Source organism: Aeromonas sp. S19(2024), from assembly GCF_041402625.1.
Lineage (GTDB): Bacteria > Pseudomonadota > Gammaproteobacteria > Enterobacterales > Aeromonadaceae > Aeromonas > Aeromonas caviae.
Window position 1 is genome coordinate 76,213 of sequence record NZ_JBGLQU010000012.1, and the last position, 26,366, is coordinate 102,578.

Genomic DNA, 26,366 nt, shown 5'->3' on the forward strand with positions numbered 1-26,366 from the left:
TGAGGCCGGTGCATGCAACAAGGCTGGTGGCTTGCGGCATGGGGCCCTGGGTATCTCTTGAAAAGCAGCAGGCGGCTTGCGCCGCCTGTGTTCAGTTTTTCTGTCGGCTCACCCTGAGCACGTTGGGCATGACCCGGATCTTGCGCATGATGTTAGCGAGGTGGATCCGGCTCTTGGTGGTGATGAGCAGGGTGACCACATAGACCCGGCCATCTTTCTCCTCAGTGCTGATGGCGTGGATGTTGGCGCCGGTGGCGGCAATCACGTTGGCCAGCTCCGCCAGGGCGCCCTGGTGATTGACGATCTCGATGCTGATGCCGGTGCGGAATTCCTGCTCCTGCTCCTTGTCCACCTCCCACTGCACCGGCAGGTATTTGTCCGGTTCGCGGCTGTAGCCCTTGATGTTGCGGCAGGACTCCTGGTGGATCACCAGTCCCTTGCCCGGGCTGATGTGGGCGATGATGGCATCCCCCGGGATGGGGCGGCAGCAGTTGGCGAAGGTGACCAGCATGCCGTCGGCACCCTTGATCGGCATCTTCTTGCTGGTGGATTTGGGCTGCTCTTCCGGCGGCAGCTCATCCCCCAGCATGCGGCGTGCCACCATGACGCTCATGGCGTTGCCAAGGCCCACGTCGGCCAGCAGCCCCTGCAGGTTCTCGTGTTTGGTGTCGGCCAGCACCTGCTTGACGCGGGCTTCCGGGATGTCTTCGATGTTCTTGGCGCCGAGGGCATGGTTGAGCAGGCGACGACCCAGCACCACAGACTCTTCGGTGCGCAGGTTCTTCAGGAACTGACGGATCTTGGAGCGCGCCTTGGTGGTCACCACGAAGTTGAGCCAGGCCGCGTTCGGGCGGGCGCCGGGGGCCGTGATGATCTCCACCGTCTGACCGGAGTGCAGCGGGCTGCTCAGCGGATAGGGGTGGCGGTCGACCCGCGAACCGACGCAGGCATGACCGATGTCGGTGTGCACCGTGTAGGCGAAGTCCACCGGGGTGGCGCCGGCGGGCAGCTCCATGATGCGGCCCTCCGGTGTGAAGACGTAGATCTCGTCGGGGAAGAGGTCGGTCTTGACCCCCTCGATGAACTCGAAGGAGCTGCCGGCGCTCTGTTGCAGCTCCAGCAGGCTCTGCATCCAGCGCTGGGCGCGGATCTGGGCCGTGGTACCCGAGCTGTCCCCATCCTGCTTGTAGGCCCAGTGGGCGGCGACGCCCTTGTCAGCCATCTGGTCCATGAACTCGGTGCGGATCTGCACCTCCACCGGTACCCCGTGGGGCCCCACCAGGGAGGTGTGCAGGGACTGGTAGCCGTTGGTCTTGGGGATGGCGATGTAATCCTTGAAGCGACCGGGGCGCGGCTTGTAGAGGCTGTGCATCTGCCCAAGCACCCGGTAGCAGGTGTCTATGTCTTTCACTCTCACTCTGAAAGCATAGATATCCATCACTTCGTGGAATTGCAGTTCTTTCTTCTCCATCTTGTTGTAGATGGAGAACAGGTTCTTCTCGCGTCCGCTCACCTGGGCATCGATACCGGCTTCCCGCAGACGCCCCTCAATCTCGCTCTGGATGGAGTCGATGATCTCGCGCCGGTTGCCACGGGCGCGGCGCACCGATTCCCGCAGTACCCGGGAGCGCATGGGGTAGAGCGCCTCGAAACCGAGCTCTTCCAGCTCGTTCTTCATGGTGTGAATACCGAGGCGGTTGGCGATGGGGGCGAAAATCTCGAGGGTTTCCCGGGCGATGCGGCGGCGCTTGTCCGGTCGCAAGGAGCCGAGGGTACGCATGTTGTGAGTGCGGTCGGCCAGCTTGATCAGGATGACCCGGATGTCCTGGGTCATGGCCATCATCATCTTGCGGAAGTTCTCGACCTGGGCTTCCTTGCGATCGCGGAACTTCAGCTTGTCGAGCTTGGAGACACCGGAGACCAGCTCGGCGACGGCGTTGCCAAACTGCTCGGCAAGATCGTCCTTGGTGACAGGGGTATCTTCGATGACGTCGTGCAGCACGGCAGCCATCAGAGTCTCGTGATCGAGGCGCATGTCGCCCAGGATGCGGGCCACGGCAACGGGATGAGTGATGTAGGGTTCACCACTGGAACGCATCTGTCCCTGGTGAGCATCACGGGCTACCACATAGGCTTGCCTGAGCTTCTCAACCTGCTCGGGTGGCAGGTAGGAACTGGCTATTTCTTTAAGATTTTCAAATAAATACAAGACAGTCCCCGCAGCGGTTAAACGGCAATCCGTGAAATTGAGGGTATGCCCTCGAGTTTGCGAGGTTTTCGAGCGGTTGTAAATGGGGAGAACAGCCGGCACCCGGGCGGGCGCCGACTATGGGAGGCGACTGACTTAGCCGCGACCTTCTGCGATGGCAGCAACGGCAGCCAGCTCGGCGGCTTCCTGCTCTTGCTGCTCATAGCGGTCCTGAGTATCCATCACCTGGTTGTTGACCAGACCCAGTTCGATCTCGCGCAGGGCGATCACGGTCGGCTTGTCGTTCTCTTCGTCGACCAGGGGATCCTTGCCTTGTACCGCGATTTGACGAGCGCGGCGCGCAGCGACCAGCACCAGGTCAAAACGGTTACCTACCTGTTTTACAGCATCTTCTACAGTAACGCGGGCCATGCGGGACTCCAGTGTTTGGGCTTTCTGTGATTGAAAAAGCGGTGTTTAAAAATGACGCAAAAGTTTACTTGTTTTTGGCTTACTCTGCCAGTAGCTGTTTCAGCAAGTTTTGCTGGGCCTGCTGTTGCTGACGCATTTCCAGGCGCTGGCACTCTATGATGGCCCTGAGCTGGAACAGTGCCTGATCAAAGTCTTCATTGATGATGACATAGTCATACTCGTCGTAGTGCACCATTTCGGCAATGGCTTTCTCCATCCGGCCCTTGATCACCTCGGCGCTGTCCTGGCCGCGGCCGATCAGGCGGCGCTCCAGCTCCTCGCGGCTGGGGGGCAGGATGAAGATGGACTTGGTCGGCATCAGTTCGCGGATCTGGCGGGCACCCTGCCAGTCGATGTCGAGGAAGACGTCGATGCCCTGCGCCAGACAGGCCTTGATGGCGGCGCGGGAAGTGCCGTAGTAGTTGCCGAAGACTTCTGCCCACTCCAGAAAGTCACCGCGCTCGATCAGCGCCTTGAACTCTTCCACCTTGACGAAGTGGTAGTGCACCCCGTGCTCTTCACCGGGACGGGTGGCGCGGGTGGTGTGGGAGACCGAGAGTTGCATCTTGCCGGCGGCGTTGTGCTGGGTCAGCAAGGCATTGAGCAGACTGGACTTACCGGCCCCGCTCGGGGAAGAGATGATATAGAGAGTGCCTTGTTGCGCCATGTCTGTACCTTTAAGCGATGATCCGCGCTTTGGTTGTAGCAGAGGCCGCCGTCTTGTGCCCGATAAGGGAGACGGTTGCTCGCAATGCGCGGAGGAATCAGAGTCAGGAGGATGTAAAGGCGGCGAATGTTAGCAGATGGGGGCGGATAAAAAAACGGCCGGAATCATATTCCAGCCGATCAAAATATCCGTAGCTTGCTGTGCGGGCGTTACCCGCATAGAGGGCCATTCTGCCCACGGAGCCGGGGCCGGGCCATCAGATTATCCCTGCGCCAGGGCTCGGAATTTCCGAGTTGCCCTGGGTCGGTAGAAGATGCTTGTCGGTACAGAGGCGGTCGAAGGCGGCGATGACCCGCTCGCGGCTTATCTTGGCCATGGCGTCCGGATCCTTGAGGCGGGTGCGCCAGCCGAGCTCGGCCAGCGGCTTGCCGGTCTCCTGCTCAATCAGTTCCTGATAGACGCTGACCAGATAATCCCGGCACAGATAGGGGCCGGTACGGGCGGGGTTGTGGTGGGCGTAGAGGCCGATCACGGGTGTCCCCACCAAGGTGGCCATGTGGGCCGGGCCGGTATCCGGGGCCAGCACCAGGCTCGCCTCGCCAATCAGCGCCAGCAATTGCTTGAGGCTGGTTTGCCCCACCAAATCTTCCGGCTTGCTCTGGCTGAGGCGCTGGATCTCGGCGGCGAGATCCCGCTCCAGCCTGGCCGGTCCGCCGCACAGATAGACCTGAAAGCCCTTGTCTGCGGCATGATCCGCCAGCGCGGCGTAGCCGGCGGCAGTCCAATTCTTGAATGCCTTGCTGGCAGCGGCGCAGATGAGCAGGGTCGGCTTACCACCCACCTTCTCCCGGGCCCAGGTCTGGTGCTCGGCGCTGATGGGCAGTTGCCAGTCCGGGGTCAGATCTTTTATCCCGAGCTCTTTGGCGAAGGCGAGAAAGCCGTCCAGCACGTGGGGGGAGGCGGGTGAGGGGACCCGATGGTTGGTGAACAGCCACTGACCGTCGCTGGCGCGCTCCCGATCAAACCCGAGTTTGACCTTGGCCTTGATGCCGAGGGTGGCGATGCTGGCGCGCATGGCGGCCTGCAGGTGGAGCAGGGCATCGAACCTGCGCCCCTTGAGGGTCTGCCAGAGATCGCGATAGCCGCGCCACCCCTTGCTCTTGTTGAAGGGAATGACCTCGACCCCCGGCAGATCGGCGAACAGGGTCGCCTCAATCTTGCCGGTGATCCAGGTGATGCGGGTCTGGGGCCACTCCCGCTGGATGACGCGCACCAGCGCCAGCGCGTGGCAGCAATCTCCGATGGCGGAGAGCCGCAGGATGCAGATGGAGGAGGGCGGCGTTTGGAACAGCGGCATGATGTGGCGCAACGATGGCAAAATGGATGGATGGCATTATGCAAACTCCCCTGTGGATTGTAAAATTGCGCCGGTTGCCCGACCGACACGGCTTTCTGAATGGATGCCCTGCACCCACTATCGACCGGAATTCTCATCATGCTGACACACACCACCCACAACCAGGTCTGCTGGTATGCCGACGGAGTCTTCCGCGATCCTTCCCCTGCCTTGTTCGATCCTGTCTGGTGGCAGACCCATCGCCAGGTGGTGGGCTCTTCCATCGGCCGCGGGGTGACCTGGTTCGTGAAGGATGAGTCCCGTCACTTGGTGCTGCGTCACTACTACCGTGGCGGCATGGTGGGCAAGCTGGTGCGTGACCGGTTCTGGTTTGAAGGGGTGGAGAGCAGCCGGGCCATGGCTGAATATCGTCTGCTGGCGACCCTGAGTGAACAGGGGCTGCCGGTGCCGCGCCCCTTTGCGGCCCGCATGGTCAAGCAGGGGCCCTTCTATCGGGCCGACATCCTGATCGAGCGCATTCGCGGCGCCAAGGATCTGGTGGCCCTGCTCAAGCAGGGGCCGATCGCCGGTGAGGTGTGGCACAAGATAGGCAAAACGGTGCGCCAGTTGCACGATGCAGGGGTCTATCATGCGGATCTCAACAGCCACAACCTGCTGCTCGACAAGGAGGGCAAGGTGTGGGTGATCGACTTCGACAAAGGAGCCATCCGCTCCCCCGGCAACTGGCAGCAGGCCAACCTGGAGCGGTTGCTGCGCTCCTTCAACAAGGAGTCGCAACTGCACACCAGCTTCCACTTCGTGCCGGAAAACTGGCAGGCCCTGATGGCAGGCTATCAGGGCAAGGTGGTGTGACGTCGGGTTCCACTTCGTAGCTGGAGGCTGGCAGGCCCTGATGGCGGACCACCGGGGGCGAGAGGTGCGAGGCCAGCGATGCTGGCGCGGTTGCTCGGCGCCAGCACCAATGTTACTTATTGAGTGTGATTGCTTGGACAGATATTCAGATCCGGTTTCGAGGCGCGTGATGGAAAGGTATGAGACTCCCGGGGTTGAGGTCACCACTCCCCTTGAGGTGACGCTGATGGCACAGGCCATGGCGATGTTGGAGGCCGGGATCTGGACCTGGTCGGCCGGGCAGGGTCTGAGGCGGGACCCTTCCTGTCTGCAACTGCTGGGTCTGGAGGGGGGCGAGCTGGGAGATCTCGGCTGGCTGGATCGGGTACATCCGGATGATGCTCCCCGTCTGGCAGAGGCCCTGGAGGCCTGTCAGCATGGGCGCAGCAACGGGCTTCGACTCGAGTACCGCATCCTGCACCATCAGGGCCATTACATCCGGCTGGAGGAGCGGGTCCGTCGCGACGAAGGGGGTCAACTGCTGGGGGTGGTTCGCCATCTGGATGCCGCCATGGCGCCCCTGGAGGATCGCCATGACACGGATCCCCTCACCGGCCTCGAGAGCCGCAGCCACTTCGAGCTGTTGCTGGATGAACGGCTGGCCAGCGAGAGCGGCAGTTTCTGTCTGCTGCAGTTCAGCGTGGATCACCGCAGCAAGATCCTGCAGTTGTTCGGGGAAGCGGCCTGCGACGCCATGCTGGCCAAGCTGGCCCGCATCGTGCGCCGCGAGCTGCGCCGGGAAGATCCCTTCGCCCGTTGGGACGAAGACGGCTTCATCCTGATGCTCTCCCAGACCGATCGGTTGAGCGGCCTGGAGATTGCCGAGCGGCTGCGTCTCGAGATCGCCGACGCCAGCCTGCTGCCCCAGCGCCCGGTGACCGTGAGCATCGGCCTGGTGCAGAGCCAGATTGCCGAGCAGCTCGATCACCTGCTGGCCCGGTTGGCCTCCTGCCACGGTCAGGCGAAGCGGGAACACAACGCCGTGGTCGGCTGACGGCCAGTCACTGTCCGCGTACCCATTGACGCCGATGGACCCATCAGCGTCAATGGTTTCAGTCAGCGCTCACTGACCTGCTGACGCTGGCAGACCCAGAGAGAAGCCAGCATCAGCAGGGCGCCCAGACCGAGCCTGAGCAGGTCGGTATCTTTTCCCCAGAGCACCAGATTGACCAGCAGACCTGCCGGGATCAGGGCGTTGTTCATGATGGCCAGCACGCCGCTGCTGACCAGGGTCGCCCCCTTGTTCCACAGGAAGTAGCCGAGCCCGGATGCCCCGACCCCCAGCCAGAAGAGGATGCCCCATTGCAGGGGGCTGGCGGGATATTGAGGTTTGCCCAGCAGCCACCAGGCGGGCAGGGCGATCACCAGGGCGCCCAGATAGAAGCAGCCGAACACCGCCAGCTGGGGCGGCTGCTCAGCCTCCCGGGCCAGCAGCACCTTGTAGCCTACCTGGCCCAGGGCGAAGCAGACGTTGGCGCCCTGCACCACCAGGAATCCCAGTACATAGCTTTCGGTCAGGCCGTCGAAACGGATGACGGCCGCCCCCAGCACCGCCAGCAGGGCCCCCCACAGATAGACAGGCTTGAAGCGCCCTTCCAGCAGGTCGTGGATCAGGGTGACATAGATGGGGGTGAAGATGGTGAACACCAGCACTTCCGGTACCGTCAAGAGCAGGAAGGAGTGGTAGTAGAACAGATACATGATGCCGAGCTGGATGGCACCGAGGGCCATCAGCTTGGCCACCAGATCGGGGCGCAGCCAGCGACGGCGCAGGAAGGGCAGAAACACCAGGCTGGCGAGCACGATGCGGGTCAGTACCGAGAAGTAGGCATCCACCTGACCGGCAAGGTAGACCCCGATCAGGCTGAAGGAGAAGGACCAGAGCAGGGTAACCCCTATCAAGTAGTTCATGTGATTGAATTGTCGTCAGTTGTCAATTTTGAGGGCGCTATGATGGCCGAGTTGGAAGGCGCGATCCAGCGTTTATGGGAAGGGTTGTCACAGATCGGAGCATTTGCCTTCGAGGCGAGCAACGGGGTCGGATCCGCCACCGACTGGTGCGGTCGCGGGGAGGGTGCCGTGGTGGTGACCGATCACCATGGGGGGTGGCTGTATGCCGAGACGGGTCGCTACACCACGCCCCATGGCCGGGAGCTGACCATGCACAACCGCTTCTGGTGGCAGCGCGGCGAGCAGGGGATCCGGCTCTCCCATCTGCGCTACGAGCAGCCGGTGGTGCTGTTCGAGTTGCTGCCGCAGGGGGATGGTCGCTGGCTCACCGCCGAGCCCCACCTGTGCGGCCAGGATCACTACAGCGCCGAGTTGACGCCGACCGAGGACGGCTTTCTGCTCGGCTGGCAGATCACCGGCCCACGCAAGAATGAGCGGCTCGGTTATCGCTATCGGGTGTGACGGGCGGCAGGGCAAGGCAGGCATAAAAAAACCGGCGCAGGGCGCCGGTAGAGGGGACAAATCGGAGGTTTTGTTAAAACGGTCCCAAAAACAGGAGAGATACACTCTCGTCACACACGCAGAGAGGGTCTTCAGGCATTCAGTGCATAGTTCAGCATGGCTTGCAGCTTGCTGTCGAAGAACCAGGGCAGCAGCACCATCAGCAGACCCAGCACCCCGGCCAGCCGGTGGCGATACTGCCAGCCGGCTATCAGTACCAGACCGCCGCAGAGGGTGGTCAGGATGCCTGACATAGGGCAGCCTCCCGCTGTTGGCGGCGCTGCTGTGCCCACTGGTTGAGGGCGACCGAACCCAGGATCAGGGCCAGCGCCACGCCCGTGGTGGACTGGATCTGCTCGCCGAGGAACAGGGCTCCCAGCATGACGCCGAACAGCGGCACCAGGTAGTTGCTGAAGGAGGCGAAGGTCGGGCCCGCCTTCTGGATCAGCGCCATGTAGAGGAAGTAGACCAGGCCGGTACAGAAGATCCCCAGCATGGCGACGGCGCCCATGGCCTGCTGGCTCGGCAGGGTGAGGCTGCTCAGGTCGGCCACGAAGGGCGCGGCCAGCAGCAGCTGGATGGCCGAGGAGATCAGGATGTTGCGGGCCACGACCACAGGATGGTCCTTGGCAAAGCGCTTGATCATCAGCAGGCCGATGGCGAAGCAGCTGGCACCGAACAGGATGGCCATGGCACCGAGCAGCCCGGCATTCATGCCGCTGGTCAGCTTGGGCCAGAACAGTACCAGCACGCCGACGAAGCCGATGATCACGGAGACGAGGCCGCCCTTGGTGATTCTTTCACCAGAAATAAACAAGGGAGCCGCCAGAATGGTCACAAAGGGGATACAACCCATGACCACGGCCGCGATGGCGCTGTCCACGTACTGTTGTCCCCAGGCCACCATGATGAAGGGGATGGTGGCGTCGAGCAGGGCGATCAGCATATAGGTTCGCCAGGGTGTGTGTTCACTCTTGAGGCGCATGAACAGGCAGAGCAGACCCAGGGTCAGGCTGCCGCACAGGGCGCGTCCGGCGGCCACCATGATGGGGGGCAGTTCAGCCACGGCCTGGTGCATGAAAATGAACTGGGAGCCCCACAACAGGCCGATCGCCAGCAACAACAGATAGCTACGCATTTGAATCTCCGATGTAATTCGCCTGCGCATTCTATGCAATCTGCTACTATGCCAAAAATGAATTGTCGTCATTCAACTATGGTCAATATCGATGGAACTGCCCCTCTCCCGCCTCGACCTCAACCTGCTCACCGTGTTCGACATGCTGATGCAGGAGCGCAACGTCACCCGTGCCGCCGAACGGCTGCACCTCTCCCAGTCCACCGTCAGCCATGCGCTGGGGCGGCTGCGAACGGCGCTTGACGACCCCCTGTTCGTGATGAGTCGGCGCGAGATGATGCCGACCGAACGGGCCAAGGCGCTGGCGAGCCCGGTGCGCCAGGCGCTGGCGATGCTGGAGCAGGGGCTGCGTCAGGCCAAGGGATTCGACCCGGCAAGTGCCCGGCGGATCTTTCGCATCGCCACCCCGGGCTCGGTGGAGCACGGCCTGGTGCCGGTGCTGGTGGAGTGGATGGTGCAGCAGGCTCCCCACTGCCGACTGGAAGTGTGCGAGCTGGCGGACAGCGACTACGAGCGGGAGTTGGAGAAGGGGGAACTGGATCTGGTGATCGGGTTTGCCGGTGCCAACCACCTCTCGCCCCGGTTGTGGCGCGAGGAGTGGTTCAGCAATCCGCTGGTCTGTTTGTCGCCCCTCGGCAGCGCTCTGCCCGACATGCTGGGGCCGGGAGAACTGGTCAGCCGCCCCCATATCCACACCTCCAGCTGGGGCCACAGCCAGGCCATGGTGGATCTCTGGCTGGCCCGTTTCGGGGTGGAGCGGGAGCTGGGGGTCAGGCTGCCGAGCTTTATGGCGGTACCGCCGCTGATGGCGACCGGCCGCTACCTGGTGGTGGTGCCCGAGATGATCGGGCGCCACTTCTGTCGCCACTATCCGTTGCGCCTGCACCAGCTGGAACCCGCCATCCCCATCGTCTACCTGATGGCGGGCCACCCGCTCAGTGCCCATGACGAGGCGATCGGTTGGTTCAAGGGGTTGTTGCACCGGCTGGCGAGGGAGCGCTACGGCGCGGATGCGCTCGGCCATCCCGCGCCGCAGGGGGCAGATCACGCCAATCCGGAGAAGTAGTCCAGCCCCATCGCCCCCTTCACCTCGGCCAGCACCTCGTCGGTGAGGGCCCGGGCCTGCTCGGTACCCTGCTGCAACAGGCGCAGCAGCTGGCGCTTGTCGGCGATGGCTGCCTCGCGCCGCTCCCGCATCGGAGCAAGCAGGGTCTGCAGGCAGTCGTTGAGTACCTGCTTGCAGCGCATGTCCCCCAGACCACCGCGCTGGTAGTGGGCTTTCATCTCGGCCACCAGGGCCTTGTCGGGGTGGAAGGCATCCAGATAGGCGAACACCGTATTGCCCTCCACCTGACCTGGATCGCTCACCTTGAGGTGATTGGGGTCGGTATACATGGCGAACACCGCCTGCTTGATCTCGTCGCTCGACATGCCGAGTTCGATGGTGTTGCCAAGGGACTTGGACATCTTGGCCTTGCCGTCGATGCCGGGCAGGCGGCCGGTGTCGCTCAGGATGGGCTGGCACTCGGTCAGCACCTCTTTGCCAACCAGGGTGTTGAAGCGGCGCACTATCTCGTTGGTCTGCTCCAGCATGGGCAGCTGATCCTCGCCCACCGGCACGTGAGTGGCACGAAAGGCGGTGATGTCGGCGGCCTGGCTGACCGGATAGACGAGGAAGCCGGCGGGCAGGCTGCGCTCGAACCCTTTTTGCTGGATCTCGGCCTTCACCGTGGGGTTGCGCTCCAGCCGGGCGACGCTGACCAGGTTGAGGTAGTAGGTCGTGAGTTCGGCGAGGGCGGGCAGGGCGCTCTGCAGGCAGAAGGTGGTCTTGGCCGGGTCGAGGCCGGCGGCCAGGTAGTCGGCCATTACCTCCAGCACGTGGTCGGTCACCTTGGCCGGGTTGTGGCCGTTGTCGGTCAGCGCCTGCAGATCGGCGATCATGACGAACTGGCGGTAATGGTGCTGGGCGGCCACGCGCTGGCGCAGGGAGCCGACGTAGTGGCCGATGTGCAGTTTGCCGGTGGGGCGGTCGCCGGTCAGGATCACGGGGTTGTGCATGTCACTCTCTCCAGTTGGGTGAGCCGGGAGGCGACAAAGGGATGAAAACAATGACCGCCTCTCGGCGGTCACGGTGTTTTCTTTGGGAAATTCTACATAGAAAAGCAGTGCCGCCTGTTTAGAAGCGGCACCACCAGTAGTTGTGATTGAATGAGGTCATATTCATGGCAAATCACACTACGCCTGTTCGATCACTTCTGCAAGGGCACGACCAGCATGTCGCAGGGCACGGTATTCATCAGCTGGCGTGCGCTCGAGGTGAGCAGGCTCCAGAAGCTCTGGCGATGGCCGCACACCAGCAGGTCGATCTGGTAGTCCTTGACCGCCTGGTTAACCCGCTCGCTCAGATCGCCGCAGATGACCAGCTTCTTCTCGATGGGGTAGTCCACCGAGGCGAGGAAGGCTTCCAGCTTCTCCTTCGCTTCGGCGATCACCTGGTCCTGCACGTTGTCGATGTCGATGTCGATCATCTCGGTGTAGAGATCCTTGAGGTCCACATCCACATGGATCACCGACAGCTTGGCGCCGTTGGAGCGGGCCCGGTCGACCGCCTTCTCGATCACCTTGCGGTTGTCTTCCGACAGGTCGATCGCGGCCAGTACGTGTTTGTAATAGGTTCCATTCATGGGAGTTCTCCTCACTGATCCTGGGTCCACTATACCAATGTCTGCTGAAACTAAAACGGCATCGTCGCCACAGTTTCAGGATTTGCCTGACCCCGAACCGGAAGGCGTAGAGGTGCAGGTGGCCGGGGAGTGCATATTTTGAACAGGAGTTTGACGCCGGTCACAGGCGTGCTATTGCCCTCGGGAAGGTGGGGGAATAGGATGTGCCCGTGCTTCGCAATGAACACAAAACAACAAAAAGCATCTGAATACCGCTTTGGGGAGCCTCGCGCTCCCTTTTGTTTTTCTGCCCTCTTCCAGCCCATATCCCGTCCGACATCAAGGTAATCCCGCCCCCCTTGGTTATGCTGTAGCCAGTTCCCTTGGCAAAACGGCCAGGGCTCCTCACCTGCAACCGGGTGACGCTGTCATGGCCGTTTCTCATGTCCCACCGATGCACCGGAGAGTCCTTCATGATCATTCATCCCCAGATCCAGGGTTGTGTTGCCCGCAATTGCCACCCCATGGGTTGTCGCGCCGCCGTGCTGCAACAGATCGAACAGGTGCGGGCGGCGGGGCCGTTCAACGGGCCGAAACGGGTGCTGGTGCTGGGGGCATCGTCCGGTTTCGGGCTGGCGTCCCGGATCGCGCTCACCTTCGGCGCCGGGGCCGATACCCTGGGCGTCTCGTTCGAGCGGGGTCCCTCCGACAAGGGGCTCGGCAGTGCTGGCTGGTACAACAACATCTGGTTTCGTCAGGCGGCGGAGCAAGCCGGTCGCATCGCCGTCAACCTGATCGGGGATGCCTTCTCCGACACCATGCGCCAGCAGGCCATCGACGTCCTCCGCCAGCAGCTCGGGCAGGTGGATCTGGTGGTCTATTCGCTGGCGAGCGGAGTCAGGGTGATGCCGGATGGCACACAGGTACGCTCGGTGCTCAAGACCACAGGCCAGCCGCTGCAAGGCTGGGGGCTGGATCTGGAGCACGATGCGCTGGTGCAGCAGTCGCTGGTGCCAGCCACCCCGGAGGAGATCCGCGACACCGTCACCGTGATGGGGGGCGAGGACTGGCAGCGCTGGATGCAGGCATTGCAGCAGGCGGATTGCCTGGCCCCCGGTGCCCGGACCGTCGCCTACTCCTACATTGGCCCCGAGTCCACCTATCCCCTCTATCGGGACGGCACCATCGGCTATGCCAAGGAGCACCTGCACGCCACCGCCGAGACCATCAACCTGCAACTTGCCGGGATTGGCGGTCATGCCTGGGTGTCGGTCTGCAAGGCGCTGGTGACCAAGGCGAGCGTGTTTATTCCGGTGCTGCCTGTCTATCTGGGCCTGTTGATGGGGGTGATGAAGGAGCGTGGTGTCCACGAGGGCTGCATCGAGCAGATGCAGCGGCTGTTTGCCGACAAGATGTACGGGCCCAGAGGGGTCGTCGCCGATGGCAACCGGCTGATCCGGATGGATGACCACGAGCTTGAGCCAGCGGTGCAGGCCGCCGTCTCGGCACTCTGGCCCAAGGTGACGCCGGAGAACTTTCGCGCCCTGGGGGATTTTGCAGGGTTGCGCCAGGAGTTCATGCAGCTCAACGGCTTCGAGCTGCCGGGGGTGGATTACGGTGCGCCGGTGAACGTGGCGTCACTCACTGAGCTGACGCCCTGACACCCGCACGAGGGGCCATCAGGCGACGTTGCAGGCCAGTTCAGGGGAAAGGTGGGGAGACTGGGCCAGCACGGTCTGGTTGCGCCCCTGGCGCTTCGCCTGATACATGGCCATGTCGGCCCGATGGATGAGCTGGCTCAGGCTGTCATCCTGCGTCGAGCGTTCCGCCACTCCGATGCTGATGGTCATGTGGGGGGCCGCCAGGTAGGCGATCCGGCTTCTCAGCTGCTCCGCCTGCCGCCAGCAGGTGGCCCCGTCCTGGGTCATGGCCACCAGAAATTCTTCCCCGCCCCAGCGCCCGATCAACTGCTGGTCCGGCGCCCAGCTCTTGAGCTCCCTGGCCAACTGCCGGATAGCCTGATCCCCCGCCTGGTGACCATGCTTGTCGTTGATCTGCTTGAAGTGATCGATGTCGATGATGAGCAGGGTCAGGGGCGTTTCGTGCAGCCATTGCTGACCCAGTCTCTCCAGCAGGGCGCGCCGGTTGGGCAGCCCGGTCAGCTGATCGAAGGTGGCGAGCTTGTAGAGGTGGCGCGAGCTGCGGTGGAGCCTGCGGGTGGTGAGCCCGAGCAGGATCAGGGCGACGGCCAGCAGCACCAGCAGCAGCAATTGGTAGTAGCGGGCACTCTGCTGGTAGAGCAGTTGCTGGCGCTTGCTCTCGTTTTCCTGCTGCAACGCGCGATTGCTGGCCTCGCTGCGAGCCAGATCCATCTCGACCTGGAAGGCGGCCGCGTGCTGGCTCAGGGTCTGGTTGAAGTGCTGCTTGTAGTACTGCATGTAGCGGGTCATGGCCCCGTAGGCCTCGGGGTAGCGGCCCAGATCGGCCAGCAACCTGGCCTGCATCGCCCGACCATCCATGGAGAGAGGGGCGGTGTGCTCCATCAGCAGTTGCAGGGCCAGCTGCTTCTCGCCACGACCCAGCAGGGTTCTTGCCCGGATCTCGGTCAGACGGGAGGCTGCCTGCGGGCTATCCAGCCTGTCATAGATGGCTTGTGCCTCCTCCAGGCTGCGCCAGGCTGAGTGCCAGTCCGCCCGTGCGTTGAACACCATGGCCTGGTAGCCGAGGACGATGGCGCGATAGTGGGGTGACAGGCTCGGCGTGGCCAGCAGGGTATCGAGCAACTGGCTGGCCCTGGCAGGCTGACCCATGTCGATGTAGAGCCTGGCCATGTTGGCCCGGATGATGGCCTGGCTGTTGGGTTCGTTGAGCTGCACCATCTGGCCGAGGGCATCCTGATAATAGGTCTCGGCCTCACGGTAGAGATTGAGGTCCGCATAGAGGTTGCCGAGGGTCATCAGCAGACGGCCGCACTGCAAGGTGGAGAGGATGGAACCCGGCTCTTTCTGCTTGAGGTGATAGGCGGTCTTGAGCTCGAGGATCGCCTCTTTCATCTGCTGGGTACGGTAGAGGGCGAGCCCGTTGAGGGCATGCCACTCCGAGACCTGCCTGGGGTGATGCCGGACCGCTGGCCAGAGCTGGGTGAGCAGCTCGAGCGCCTGATCCGGCGTATCGGCATCCAGGGTCAGGGCAATCTGCTGCAACCGGAAGTCGAGCAGGCGAAGGGTCTCCTGCTGGGCATTGGCCAGACCGCGGGCGCGGGCATTGTCGCGCTGTGCCTGGGGATAGCGGCCAAGGGCTGCCTGGGCCAGGGACCTGGCGTAGAACAGTTCCATATCCTGCTGGGGACTGGCGTCGAGGCGCTGCAGATAGCCGACGGGATCGCGCGCCGCCTGCAATTCAGCCTCTTTCAGCAAGGAGGGAGCTGCCTGCAACTGGGTCATCCAGAGCAGCGCCAGTGCCATTATGAATCTCATTGAATCCTTTCCCCGACCAATGGCGCCATCATAATGGCTGATGTCACCTACACCATGTTTCTTTGCTTCTCTATAACCGTATGGGGGAGAGGATGAGGTGAAAAGTCGTCGCAACTGCGGGGTGCGTCGGTTGTCTCTGGTTGCGTCAGGATGCAACAGTGGCGACAATCGTGGGCAAATCACAGTGGAGAATCATCATGTTGGCCAAAGCCATGATCGAGAAGTTGAACGAGCAGATTAATCTTGAATTCTATTCCTCCAACCTCTACCTGCAGATGAGCGCCTGGTGCGAGGACAAGGGCTTCGAGGGGGCCGCCACCTTCCTGCGCCAGCATGCGGTCGAGGAGCGCCAGCATATGGAGCGCCTGTTCACCTACGTGAGCGAGACCGGCGCCATGCCGGTGCTGGGGGCCATCGAAGCGCCTCCCCATGAATTCAAGTCCCTGGGTGACATCTTCCGCACCACCCTGGAGCACGAGTATCACATCACCAAGTGCATCAACGGTCTGGCCCACGTCGCCTTCACCACCCAGGATTACTCCACCTTCAACTTCCTGCAGTGGTACGTGGCCGAGCAGCACGAAGAGGAGAAGCTGTTCAAGAGCATCGTCGACCGTCTGAGCCTGGTGGGCGAGGATGGCAAGGGCCTCTATTTCATCGACAAGGAGCTGGCCGAGTTGGCCAAGGGCGCCCCGGCCAGCATCATGGACGGCAACGCCTGATAGTCGTGGACACTTAGTGTTCAGTCAGTACAATGACGGCCCCTTGTAAAGGGGCCGTTTTCTATTTGCAGGTGTCCTTGTACCGCTGTGCTGGTGTCTGCCGGGTACAATCACGGTCCTTTAAGGTAAAGGGGCCGTTTTTCTTTTGATGGGTGAGTGACGATGAAACAGGTGGATGTGGTGGTGATCGGTGCCGGGGCGGCCGGATTGATGTGTGCGGCCCAGGCTGGCTACCGGGGTCGCTCCGTGCTGGTGCTCGACAACGCCAAAAAGCCGGGCCGCAAGATCCTCATCAGCGGCGGCGGTCGCTGCAACTTCACCAATCATCAGGCGGGTCCCCATGCCTTCCTTTCGGCCAACCCCCACTTCTGTAAATCGGCGCTGGCGCGCTATACCCAGCAGGATTTCATCGATCTGGTGGACAGGCACGGCCTGAACTACCACGAGAAGACGCTGGGCCAGCTCTTCTGCGACGACAGCGCCAAGGATATCGTCGACATCCTGCTGACCGAGTGCGACTGGGCTGGCGTGACCCTGCAGTTCCAGACCGAGATCCTCACCGTCAGCAAGACAGATGAAGGCTTCGTGCTCGACACCAGCAAGGGGGAGATCGCCTGCTCGTCGCTGGTGGTCGCCACCGGCGGCCTCTCCATGCCGAAACTCGGTGCTACTCCTTACGGCTTCAAGCTGGCGGAGCAGTTCGGCCTCACCGTGTTGCCGACTCGCGCCGGGCTGGTGCCCTTTACCCTGCATCAGGCCGACAAGGAGGCCTTCGCCGATCTGGCGGGGGTCAGCCTGCCGGTGGCGGTGACCGCCGAGGATGGCACCCGCTTCAAGGAGGCCATGCTGTTCACCCATCGCGGCCTCTCCGGCCCCGCCATCCTGCAGATCTCCTCTTTTTGGCTGGCGGGGGAGAAGATCCACATCAACCTGCTGCCGGATCTCGACATTCCAGAGACCCTCAAGACCTGGGCCCAGGCCCATCCTGCCCAGGAGCTGAAAACCGTGCTGGGGCGCGAGCTGCCCAAGCGCTTCGTCGACAAGCTGGTGGAGCTGGGATGGCTGGTGAGCAAGCCGATGCGCCAGTACAACGAGCGGGAGCTGGAGGCGGTGGCCACCCTGCTGGGGGATTGGCAGATCCTGCCCAACGGCACCGAAGGGTATCGCACCGCCGAAGTGACCCTGGGGGGAGTGGATACCAACGCGCTCTCCTCCAAGACCATGGAGGCGCGCACCGTGCCCGGCCTCTACTTCATCGGCGAAGTGGTCGATGTGACCGGCTGGCTCGGTGGTTACAACTTCCAGTGGGCCTGGTCGTCGGGCTGGGTGGCAGGCCAGTACTGCTGAGGAATGCCGCGGCCCTGCGGTGAATGGTCCCGTCAGCGGCCTCTCGGGTGACAACTTCCAGTTGACCCGGTCGTCGGGCTGGAGTGCTGACAAAGAGGCTCGGCGGATGAGTCCGAGCGGATCGGGCCGTGTCAGGCGGCCCGAGTGATGGAACCAAACGCGGCCTGCTCAGGCCGCGTTTTTTATGGTCGGTCGCTGGTTGCCGCTTGGCCTCTAGCCTCTCCTGATATTGGGCAGGAAGGCGGTCAGCAGGCCAATAAGGGGCAGATAGGCGCAGACCTGATAGACGGTTTCGATGCTGGTGGCATCGGCCAATCTGCCCAGCAGGGCGGCCCCTATCCCTCCCATGCCGAAGGCGAAGCCGAAGAAGAGGCCGGAAATGGTACCGACCTTGCCGGGTACCAGATCCTGGGCGTAGACCAGGATGGCGGAGAAGGCCGACGCCAGGATGAGGCCGATGACGATCGACAGCACCGAGGTCCAGAACAGGTCGACGTGGGGCAGCAGCAGGGTGAAGGGAGCGACGCCGAGGATGGAGATCCAGATCACCCGCTTGCGACCGATGCGATCGCCGAGTGGCCCGCCGAGCACTGTCCCCGCCGCGACGGCAAACAGGAAGGCGAACAGATAGAGCTGGGCGCTCTCCAGCGACAGGTGGAACTTGTCCATCAGGTAGAAGGTGTAATAGCTGCTCAGGCTGGCCATGTAGAAGAACTTGGAGAACATCAGCAGACCGAGGATGGCCAGTGACCAGCCAATCTGGCGGCGGCTCAGGCCGGTGCCGGCATGGGCCCTCATCCGCCGATGGAAGCTGGCGGCATGGTGGCTGGACCAGCGGCCGACGAAGCTGAGCACGATGACCCCGATGAGTGCGAACAACGAGAACCAGGCCGCACTGCCCTGTCCCTTCGGCACTATGATGAGCGCCGCGAGCAGGGGGCCGATGGCCGATCCCAGATTGCCGCCGATCTGGAACAGAGACTGGGCCAGACCGGGCTGGTTGCCGGCCGCCATGCGGGCGACCCGGGAGGATTCCGGGTGGAAGACGGAGGAGCCCATGCCGATCAGCATGGCCGACAACAGCACGGCGCCAAAGCTGCCTGCCTGCGACAGGTAGAGCAGCCCCACCAGCGTGAAGCCCATGCCCAGAGGCAGGGAGTAGGGCATGGGTCTGCGGTCGGTATAGAGGCCAATCAGGGGTTGCAGCAGCGAGGCCGTGAACTGGTAGGTGAGGGTGATGAGACCTATCTGGGTGAACGACAGATCGAGCCCCAGCTTCAGGAGGGGATAGATGGCCAGCAGTACCGACTGCATCATGTCGTTCAACAGGTGCGAGAAGCTGATGGCGGCGATCACCGGATAAGCGGTGGTAGTCGGGTTGTCCACCGCGGGCGGGGCGGTGATCGGGGTGTCGGTACTCAAGGTCTTGTCCATGGCTGGGGTATCACTCCCTCTACCATGCCCTATCCCGGCGCATCTGGACATAACCAAAGTGGGCGAACGCCCGGATTGCGTTCGCGCGGCGCGCAGGCCGTTCATGCTGACGGCGTGTGGATGGCTGGTCAGATCTTGTGCTTGGCGCGGGGCGGATTAGTATAGAAGGCCTGCCGCCGTTATCCGGCCCATCACCCGCCATGGAGGGAACATGTTCGAAAGCCTGGGTGTCATCAACGTCTGGACCTATCTGGTCGGTCTCTTCTTCATCATCATCGCCCCGGGCCCGAACTCCCTCTACGTGCTGCGAACCGGTGCCGTGCGCGGCATAGGCCCGGGTTATCGCGCCGCCCTCGGCGTCTTCGTCGGCGATGCCATCCTCATTTTCTGCGCCTATCTGGGGATCGCGTCCCTCATTCGCACCACCCCATTGCTGTTTACCCTGGTGCGCTATCTGGGCGCCATCTACCTGCTTTATCTGGGGGTGAAGATCCTGCACGCGAACTTCATCGCCAAAAAGGCGGGACCGGCGTCCGAGATGGATCCCGGTGAGCGCTATTTTACCAAGGCCCTCACCCTGAGCCTCACCAATCCCAAGGCGATCCTGTTCTACGTCTCTTTCTTCGTGCAGTTCATCGACTTCAGCTATGCCCACACCTGGATCTCCTACCTGGTGCTGGCTGGCATGCTGGAAGCCATGAGCTTCGTCTACCTGACCCTGCTGATCTTCGGCGGTACCCTGATGGCCCGCTTTTTCCGTCAGCGCCAGACGGCGGCCCGTCTCGGCAACGGCCTTATCGGCCTCTTCTTCATGGGGTTTGCGGCCAGGCTGGCGACGCTCTCCTCCTGACCCCGGGGATTGCTGACCGTCCGGTGTCGGGCACCTAGTCTGGCCAGCAATCCTTGCCCACCGGGATGAAGCGGGACTGGTAGACGATGAGCTTCTGGTTGCCCGGCTGATTGATCCCGGGATTGTGGTAGGTCTCCCCGGGCAGCAGGTACTTGCTGTCCGCCTCGCTGTCCGCCTGCTGGCAGCCCCGTTTTACCATGAACTCGAAATAGGTGTTGCCGGTATTGGTGATGGTGCTCTGTGCCGGGTCCAACTGGTATGCAAAACGTGACTGACGCGGACGCACCACCAGGATGGACTGCAGGGCCAGTTTCACCTCGACGGTTCCCCGGTGCTGCGTCTGGCTGCCTTCATCCACCTGGGCTGCCGGTGACTCGGTGAAGGTGATGCGGTAGTAACGCTCATGGTCATCGGCGGGCCCCTTGTAGTAGAACTTGACGTTCTGGGCATGTCTGGCGTGCAGGGTGAAGCGCCTGGGGGCAAACAGCAGCTCACCGGGGACGGTGGGCAGTGTCCTGCCTCTGGCCGTGGGGTCGCTGATTTTTTCCATCTGTATGTCGTACAGCTTGGGTGAAGCACTGTTGTTGGTCAGGGTTCTGGTAATGAGCTCCTGCTCTGGCGCCATGGCAAGAGTCATGGCGCCGATGTCGAGGGCGGCGGCCTGTGAGGCCAGCAAGCCGCCCAGCAAGGGCCAAAGTAGACGATGCATGTTGTACTCCATGGTCAGCGCCAGGTCCCCTTGATGGTGATGGTGCCGCTTTGTTCCACCTCGCCTTCCCACATCTCGTCGCCCATGGTGCGCTGCACCATGGGATCGGTCAGGTCGAATTCCAGCGCCAGCTTGTAAAACCGGGTGATGCCCTGACCGTTGACGGGATCATTCCACTCCTGCGGTGGTTGATTGTCCTGTATTCCGAGGGTGCGAATATCCACCGGTGTGCGATCGCAGCGAATGGCGTGCCGTGAACCCGCTCCATGAGCCACCGAATCGAATACCAGCCTGGTAGGGATGGGGACGGCCTGTTCAGGTGCGAAGGAGCTTGCCGGATAGAAAGTGCAATATCCCCGATAAGGCGACCCTCTGTCCTGTGAAATAGAAATTTCCAGCATATCGGCACTGATGGGGCCGCTATCAGAGATATTGTATGAGAAGCTCAGAATATCTTTTCCGACCTGCCCCTCCCTGTAAGGATTGCTGACGCCCTCCGAAGACAAGATGGATACGCTGAAGTCCCGTGGTTTTATATGAATTTCGGTTGTGCCGCTGAATTCATAGTATCCACTCTCGGGAGCATATCCATTCTTCATATTGAAGTTGATCAGACTGCGAGTCAGTTGATCTTGCAGTCCCAGCCTCACAACTTGTTTGAAGAAATTGCTGGACAAGAAAAGATAAACAGATGGCTGTCCTCTTAAATAGCTGATGTTGTAGCGAGAGCCTTTGCTTGCCCAATTTTTCAAATCTGCGCTCATTTGCAGATCCGCAGAACCAATGGCGCTATTCAGCGAGCTGTTTTTGACATTGGTATACATGTAGGGCTCGGTGTAGTTCTGACTGCCATCTTCATTGAAGTTGTAATCAAGAAAACGACACAAAATCCCATCTCGGGTGCCCAGCCTGTAATTCTCACAACCTTGTGAACCGGGCAAGACATAAGGAACACCATTGCTGTCCACAATGACTTCACTTATTGCATTGGTTTGTACGAAGCGAAGATGGCCGGCCTTCTTGTGCTGCATGTTTCTGACATACCAGTTTCCGCTGTTCTGATTGATGCAGCGTTCACCGGCTGCCGCGTCATATTTGAGCGTGGTCCTGCACAGGTTCATCTCCCTGTTCAAAACAGCTCCGACAGGCATGGTTCGAAGATAATCAAAGAAACTTGCACTCAATTTGCCATGACCCCACCCGGCAGATGCCCCGATGAGACCGAAAAAGCCCAAGTCATCAACGACGGCCGGCTTGTTGACCGCCTCAGCGGTGTCGGGGTCACAACGGGTATAAGACATGATGCAGCGTTGGTTGACATAAGGGCGGCGAATAGGGCCGTTTTCCCACATATCGACGTTCCAGTTGTTGATATCGGTGTTGTATCCGTTATCAACGTACGCCAGGCTCACCTGACCATTTCCTTTGAGCGAGGTCCAGGCATTTGCGCCGGTCAGACGCGGATCCAGACCATCGGTCGGCGCAACAAACAGGTTGTTGTCTTCCTGATTTTCAATAAACAGAAAATGGCGCAGCGCGGCATTCGGCCAGACGGTTTTGGATACGGCCGCACTGCCTTGCTGTGCCCAGCTGGCGCCAAGTGCAATGACCAGCAGCAATCTGTGTGTGATGTTCATGTTCAATACTCTCTCACCATGGCGTAGGTGGGCAGCCCCTGGCAGGTCACGATGCCGACCCAGGCCGCGCCCATGTGTTGTGCAAGATCCAGGTCGGCTTCACAGAAGTCGCTTCCCCGGCGGAAAGTCAGCATGGGGTTGGCCTTGTCCACGTCCAGGGTGAACTCGCCGACCTCGTTGGTCACCGTGGTGCCGATGTGGTTGTCAATGCGGGCGTTAGCAAGCAGCGAGCCATCTTCTGCCCTGAGTACGCCAAACACGGTGACCATCTCCTTGATGCTGCTGCCGGCATCCAGAGTGGCGACGTTGCCGGGGAACAGGGTGTAGCGCTGCTTGCCGGTGTTGATGTCATAGCTGTCCTTGCCCGTCTTGCTGTTGAGCAGTTCCACCTCGTATTCCTGATAAGGCGGGAGCGCTAGGAAGGTCTGTTCCCCTTGCAGGGGGTAGTCCTGTCCATTCACCTTGGCGAGCATCTGTCCTTCCCGGTGGATGCCGGTATTGATGATGAGGCCTGAACCAGAGGTGCTCCGGCTGGATGCGATCACGTCGTTCTCCGTGGTGATCAGGGCACCCCGTGCAATCAGGTTGCCATTCACGTCGCCGCCATGACCGCGACCCAGCGTCATGGTGCCGCCGATGACCCTGTTCTCGAACCCCAGGGTGCCGGAAAGCGCCATATTGTGTGTGTCGCTGCCGTGCATCATGCGGGAGGCATTCAGTGCGGCCAGGTTGATGGCTCCCTCCATGCGCTTCTGATAGTTGAGGTTGGCCGTGGTCTGGCCCTGCTCGTTGCTGCTCATGCCGAAGCTGAACAGATTGTCGAACGGGATGGCGTAGTCCAGGGTGATGCTCTTGTTGCTGAATCCATTGAGTGTGCCACTGTCGCTCTGCAGGCTGGCGCGCATGGAGAGGTTGCCGTATCGGCCCGCATAGAGGTGCTGGTAGTAATCCGCATAACTGCGATCGCTGTTCATCTGACGGTCGTGCGTGGTGTTGAAGGTCAGCTGGCCCATGCCGCTGACCCAGCCACCCAGATTGATCGTGATGCCGGCAGAATAGAGCTCGGTTGCACTCACTCCCAGGGCATCGCCTGCATACAGTTTTTCCTGGCTGACCCACAGGGAGGCATTGTCATGGGCTTGCAAGGAAAGGCTGGACGCCAGCCGCCAGGAGTGATCGGTGGACAGCATGCTTTGCAACTGGGTGCCGAGGCGATCCGTGACCTGCCAGCTTGCGCGTGCCTCGCCGACGGCCGCATCCCTGAAAGCATAGGTGGTCGTCGCCAGATCAAGGGTATCCAGCGAGCGTGCCAGCGACAGACCGAGCAGGGGGGAATCGCCGCTGTGCTGGCTGTTCTCCATCATGCCTCCCCACCATTGCCATCCCCACTCCCGGGTAAAGCCCTGATTGCCGCCCAGCTTGGTGACTCGCTGGGTGGTCGTGCTGGTCAGGCGGCCGTCGACATAGACTTCGACCGTGACGTTGTAGACCCCGTTGGGGAACGCGGAGGTGTCGATGTGCTGGTTGCCGATCGCCAGGTTTTGCAGGCCTATCAGGCGTTCATCCCGATAGACCCTGGCCTCGCCGTTGGCGGGCATGAAGACTTGCACCGGAGTGGTCGATTCGTTGGTGGTCTGTTTTCGAGATTGCGCCTGGTTGCCATAGGATGCGCCGTAGAGGCGACCCGTGGTCAGGCCCGTCACCACCCCCAGTGTCTGCAGGTCCCATGTCGAGACCATGCCTGCTGCGATGCGGCGATCATCGAGATCCCGTTCGTACATGGCGCGGTAGATATCGCCGCTCTGCTCCGGCTCACCCAGGTTGTAAAGGGAGGCATCCACGGCGACATGGTGCGCGCCCAGCCCGACGGTACTCTCCAGCTGCAGGAAATTGGAGTCCTGGTGCCCGCTCTGGGGGGTATTGATGAAGGAGTAACCCAGGTTGTAGCGCTGTACGCCCGTCAGGGTGTCCACCGTCGGGGTCAGTGCTACACGGTTGTCAGATTGCCTCGCCTGGCCAAAGGCATCCCGTGACACCCGGATGGTGAGCAGCATGGCGACGAGGTCCAACTGCATGCTGGCATCGGCATCGATCTGCAAGTCGCCATCGGCAGAAAAGGTGCGTCTTTGTTTGCTGGAGAGCAGAGTGGTAAGGGCATCGTTCAGCACGCCTTGCTGCTGGCCGGCACTGAAATCAAGGTGCAACAAGTGCAGCTTGCCGTCTTGCAGCAGCAGGGTGGCATTGCCGATGGTGTCGTCGGTCAGGGTGTCGATCCTGTTGTCCTCATCCGTGTATCGCAGGCGTACCGGTACCGCCAGCCCCTCTTCCAGCGCCTTGGCAAAACTGGCAGGAATGATGACGTTGGCAATTTTGAGAGGGGCAGCAGTGCTGGCCGAGGCTGACATCGCAATCAGCCAGGAGAGCGGCAACAGCCAGGCTTTTTTCAACATATCGAGCACCATGGTTCCGGGTGTGGAGATCGAGAGCCGTCACCCTGCAAGAGGGTGGGGCGGCACCGTGATAGGGGGTTACTTGATGACGACGAATTCCTGACCCAGCCAGAGTCCCAGGTGGCTCTTTGGATCACGCATATTGACCTGCTTGAACCGGCGTTGCTTGCCCGGCAGGTCGTAGTAGGTTTCCTTGCACAGCTCCTCGCCTTTCAGGCAGGGGCCATACGCTACCGTGCGATAGGAGGCATTGCCCTGGTTGGTGAGCGTGTCGTCCTTCAGGTCATAGGCGAACCGGTGCTGGCGTGGTGTTACCACCAGAATGGTGCCTATCTGTGCTGACGTGGTGGCAACAGCCTGACGGCGTTCGTTGCGCTGATCGTCGACGGAGAGCGCCGTGTCCAGCCAGCGGATGCGGTAGTAACGCTCCTTGTCATCCTGCGGACCCTTGTAAAAGAACCTGACGTTGTTTTTGGCATTGGCGGGCAGCATCAGCCTACTGGGTGACAACATCAGCTCGCCGCTGACTTCCATGGGGATCTCCTGCCCTCCCTCTTCCGGTGAGGTGATGCGTGTCACGCTGATCGTGACCAATCTGGCCTGGTCACTGCCATTTTCAATCTGTTTGGCGACCTCCTGGCTGCCTGCATCGATGAAGGTGGTGACGGCGCCGACATTGATTGCCTGGCTGATACCGGGAATGAGCAGCAGCCATATCGCTGCAATTTTCAGGTTCATGATGTGCCCCTAAGAGAACAAAGGGCCCCGCAGGGCCCTCAATGGTAAGCGGTGGATGAGTTAGCTCCAGTTCGCTACGAACTCGACGTTGACTTCACCGCTCCACAGGCCGTCCGGCAGGGCGTCAAAGGTGGTGGGGGTGCCGCTGGCAGTGGCACTTTCAATGTTGAAAGTGAAGGAACCCTGCGCTGTGACGCGTTCGGCATCGTTCTTGAAGCCGTTGGCAAGAGGAGAAAGATTCCCCCCCGTGATGCCGGCAGCGGTGTCGATCAGGGTGGTGTAGGCGGTTGTGCTGACCGGTGCGCCGCCCCACAGCACGCCCACATCGACGGTGGAGTCGCCACCCAGGTGATTCAGGGTGCCGTTCAGCTTCTTCGCCTTCAGGGTGAAGTCGGTCGCGCTGGCATCACCCTTGATGGCGACATCGAACAGGCCGTTGACGGTGTTGAACCCCTTGATCCCTTCGGCATATTGGAAGGAGAGGCTGGAGAGCGGGGTGACCACCAGCTCGGAAGTGGTGTCTTTCTTGGCAGTGGCCTGCCAGGTCGCGACGGCAGACGCTTCTACGGCGGCTTGAGCGGTGGCGGCAAAGCCCAGGGTAGCCACGGACAGAGCAATCAGAGTCTTCTTCATTACGATATTTCCTACATATCTTCTGGATGGTATTGACCACCCGGTTGGTTCATTGCCCGTCAGGGGCATGCCTTGCCACGTTGGCGACGATTCGACCAGTCGTGGCAGCCGGACCTGGAATATGTTTCTCCTCGGACCAGCTTGTTTTTTCGTCGACTAAGATAACGATCGGATCTGTTTTGATCGACCGAATGGTGCGTAGGAAAAATCTCAAAGGATGGTGGGGCGCAAACTTTATAAAATAATTGATTTCCCTTTCCTTTCAGTGGGGTGTTGTGTCTCATGTATTTGATTTATATGTTTTTTAGGTCTTTTATTGCGGGAGGAAGAGCACAGGAAAAACCGGGAAGGAGGGGACATCAACGAGGGAGGGGACCCGGCCACCACCAGGCTCCATACGAGGCAAATAAAATGCAATATATTGATAAATATATAAAAAATAAATGAAGCTATAATGGTGATTAACTTGAGAATGCCATTTTTATATTTATTTAACATATTGAAAACAAGATCAAGCTGTATGGTGTCGTTGCTTGATTTGTAG

24 protein-coding genes are annotated in these 26,366 nt (G+C 61.2%); 8 read left to right on the plus strand and 16 right to left on the minus strand.

The genetic code is table 11. The features are described from left to right. Positions 1–91 precede the first annotated feature (91 nt). From spoT to ACB037_RS18535, 4 genes are all read right to left on the minus strand, one after another. Positions 92–2,209: a bifunctional GTP diphosphokinase/guanosine-3',5'-bis pyrophosphate 3'-pyrophosphohydrolase gene (gene spoT / locus ACB037_RS18520; protein WP_039040667.1), complete on the minus strand. Its 2,118-nt coding sequence runs from the start codon at positions 2,207–2,209 to the stop codon at positions 92–94. A 135-nt stretch (positions 2,210–2,344) separates the two neighbouring features. Continuing rightward, positions 2,345–2,620 carry a DNA-directed RNA polymerase subunit omega gene (gene rpoZ / locus ACB037_RS18525; protein WP_005307060.1) on the minus strand — a complete coding sequence of 92 codons (276 nt, stop codon included), beginning with the start codon at positions 2,618–2,620 and terminating at the stop codon, positions 2,345–2,347. 79 nt (positions 2,621–2,699) lie between these two features. Then, positions 2,700–3,326: a guanylate kinase gene (gene gmk, locus ACB037_RS18530; protein WP_336591562.1), complete on the minus strand. Its 627-nt coding sequence runs from the start codon at positions 3,324–3,326 to the stop codon at positions 2,700–2,702. 256 nt (positions 3,327–3,582) lie between these two features. Next, complete coding sequence (locus tag ACB037_RS18535) at positions 3,583–4,683, minus strand: glycosyltransferase family 9 protein (RefSeq protein ID WP_346199487.1); 1,101 nt, start codon at positions 4,681–4,683, stop codon at positions 3,583–3,585. A gap of 138 nt (positions 4,684–4,821) precedes the next feature. On the opposite strand from ACB037_RS18535, the gene ACB037_RS18540 reads away from it, so the two are divergent. Beyond that, the gene (locus ACB037_RS18540) at positions 4,822–5,535 is read left to right on the plus strand and encodes a 3-deoxy-D-manno-octulosonic acid kinase (protein ID WP_346199488.1); all 714 of its coding nucleotides are present in this window, start codon (positions 4,822–4,824) and stop codon (positions 5,533–5,535) included. A 169-nt stretch (positions 5,536–5,704) separates the two neighbouring features. Continuing rightward, a complete protein-coding gene (locus ACB037_RS18545) occupies positions 5,705–6,568 on the plus strand; it encodes a GGDEF domain-containing protein (RefSeq protein WP_371175706.1) in 864 nt (287 codons plus the stop codon). A 62-nt stretch (positions 6,569–6,630) separates the two neighbouring features. Here the strand turns inward: ACB037_RS18545 and ACB037_RS18550 are convergent, their stop codons facing one another. Beyond that, positions 6,631–7,485 carry a DMT family transporter gene (locus tag ACB037_RS18550; protein ID WP_041212087.1) on the minus strand — a complete coding sequence of 285 codons (855 nt, stop codon included), beginning with the start codon at positions 7,483–7,485 and terminating at the stop codon, positions 6,631–6,633. Positions 7,486–7,527: 42 nt separating this feature from the next. Here ACB037_RS18550 and ACB037_RS18555 point away from each other — a divergent pair, with 42 nt between their 5' ends. Continuing rightward, positions 7,528–7,986, plus strand: a complete 459-nt coding sequence (locus ACB037_RS18555) for a DUF6314 family protein (protein ID WP_371175707.1) — start codon at positions 7,528–7,530, stop codon at positions 7,984–7,986. A 131-nt stretch (positions 7,987–8,117) separates the two neighbouring features. Here the strand turns inward: ACB037_RS18555 and ACB037_RS18560 are convergent, their stop codons facing one another. Next, on the minus strand, positions 8,118–8,279 hold the full coding sequence (locus ACB037_RS18560; protein ID WP_010672325.1) for a hypothetical protein: 162 nt from the start codon (positions 8,277–8,279) through the stop codon (positions 8,118–8,120). After that, positions 8,264–9,163, minus strand: a complete 900-nt coding sequence (locus tag ACB037_RS18565; RefSeq protein WP_010672326.1) for a DMT family transporter — start codon at positions 9,161–9,163, stop codon at positions 8,264–8,266. The genes ACB037_RS18560 and ACB037_RS18565 overlap by 16 nt, the downstream gene beginning before the upstream one ends. Positions 9,164–9,254: 91 nt before the next feature. Here ACB037_RS18565 and ACB037_RS18570 point away from each other — a divergent pair, with 91 nt between their 5' ends. After that, complete coding sequence (locus ACB037_RS18570) at positions 9,255–10,229, plus strand: LysR family transcriptional regulator (protein ID WP_039040672.1); 975 nt, start codon at positions 9,255–9,257, stop codon at positions 10,227–10,229. Here ACB037_RS18570 and trpS read toward each other — a convergent pair. Further along, complete coding sequence (gene trpS, locus ACB037_RS18575; RefSeq protein WP_104455000.1) at positions 10,208–11,221, minus strand: tryptophan--tRNA ligase; 1,014 nt, start codon at positions 11,219–11,221, stop codon at positions 10,208–10,210. The genes ACB037_RS18570 and trpS overlap by 22 nt on opposite strands. A gap of 191 nt (positions 11,222–11,412) precedes the next feature. Continuing rightward, a complete protein-coding gene (locus ACB037_RS18580; protein ID WP_010672329.1) occupies positions 11,413–11,847 on the minus strand; it encodes a universal stress protein in 435 nt (144 codons plus the stop codon). Between the two features lie 452 nt (positions 11,848–12,299). Here ACB037_RS18580 and fabV point away from each other — a divergent pair, with 452 nt between their 5' ends. Continuing rightward, complete coding sequence (gene fabV / locus ACB037_RS18585; RefSeq protein WP_371175708.1) at positions 12,300–13,487, plus strand: enoyl-ACP reductase FabV; 1,188 nt, start codon at positions 12,300–12,302, stop codon at positions 13,485–13,487. A gap of 18 nt (positions 13,488–13,505) precedes the next feature. On the opposite strand, the gene ACB037_RS18590 is transcribed toward fabV, so the two are convergent. After that, positions 13,506–15,290 (minus strand): diguanylate cyclase domain-containing protein, encoded by a 1,785-nt coding sequence (locus ACB037_RS18590; protein ID WP_371175717.1) that lies wholly within the window; start codon positions 15,288–15,290, stop codon positions 13,506–13,508. Between the two features lie 209 nt (positions 15,291–15,499). Here ACB037_RS18590 and ftnA point away from each other — a divergent pair, with 209 nt between their 5' ends. Beyond that, complete coding sequence (gene ftnA / locus ACB037_RS18595) at positions 15,500–16,024, plus strand: non-heme ferritin (protein ID WP_010672333.1); 525 nt, start codon at positions 15,500–15,502, stop codon at positions 16,022–16,024. Between the two features lie 162 nt (positions 16,025–16,186). Then, positions 16,187–17,371: an NAD(P)/FAD-dependent oxidoreductase gene (locus tag ACB037_RS18600; protein WP_045522679.1), complete on the plus strand. Its 1,185-nt coding sequence runs from the start codon at positions 16,187–16,189 to the stop codon at positions 17,369–17,371. Between the two features lie 213 nt (positions 17,372–17,584). On the opposite strand, the gene ACB037_RS18605 is transcribed toward ACB037_RS18600, so the two are convergent. Continuing rightward, positions 17,585–18,805: an MFS transporter gene (locus ACB037_RS18605; protein WP_041214206.1), complete on the minus strand. Its 1,221-nt coding sequence runs from the start codon at positions 18,803–18,805 to the stop codon at positions 17,585–17,587. 211 nt (positions 18,806–19,016) lie between these two features. Here ACB037_RS18605 and leuE point away from each other — a divergent pair, with 211 nt between their 5' ends. Continuing rightward, complete coding sequence (gene leuE / locus ACB037_RS18610) at positions 19,017–19,655, plus strand: leucine efflux protein LeuE (protein WP_010672336.1); 639 nt, start codon at positions 19,017–19,019, stop codon at positions 19,653–19,655. A 34-nt stretch (positions 19,656–19,689) separates the two neighbouring features. On the opposite strand, the gene ACB037_RS18615 is transcribed toward leuE, so the two are convergent. The 5 genes from ACB037_RS18615 to ACB037_RS18635 form a co-directional block, all read right to left on the minus strand. Then, a complete protein-coding gene (locus ACB037_RS18615; RefSeq protein ID WP_371175709.1) occupies positions 19,690–20,364 on the minus strand; it encodes a fimbria/pilus periplasmic chaperone in 675 nt (224 codons plus the stop codon). A 14-nt stretch (positions 20,365–20,378) separates the two neighbouring features. Further along, positions 20,379–22,001 (minus strand): hypothetical protein, encoded by a 1,623-nt coding sequence (locus ACB037_RS18620; RefSeq protein ID WP_324018751.1) that lies wholly within the window; start codon positions 21,999–22,001, stop codon positions 20,379–20,381. Positions 22,002–22,003: 2 nt separating this feature from the next. Continuing rightward, complete coding sequence (locus ACB037_RS18625; protein ID WP_371175710.1) at positions 22,004–24,451, minus strand: TcfC E-set like domain-containing protein; 2,448 nt, start codon at positions 24,449–24,451, stop codon at positions 22,004–22,006. A gap of 78 nt (positions 24,452–24,529) precedes the next feature. After that, positions 24,530–25,189, minus strand: a complete 660-nt coding sequence (locus ACB037_RS18630; protein WP_045522689.1) for a fimbria/pilus periplasmic chaperone — start codon at positions 25,187–25,189, stop codon at positions 24,530–24,532. Between the two features lie 60 nt (positions 25,190–25,249). Beyond that, positions 25,250–25,822 (minus strand): common pilus major fimbrillin subunit EcpA, encoded by a 573-nt coding sequence (locus ACB037_RS18635; RefSeq protein WP_010672341.1) that lies wholly within the window; start codon positions 25,820–25,822, stop codon positions 25,250–25,252. Positions 25,823–26,366: the final 544 nt, after the last annotated feature.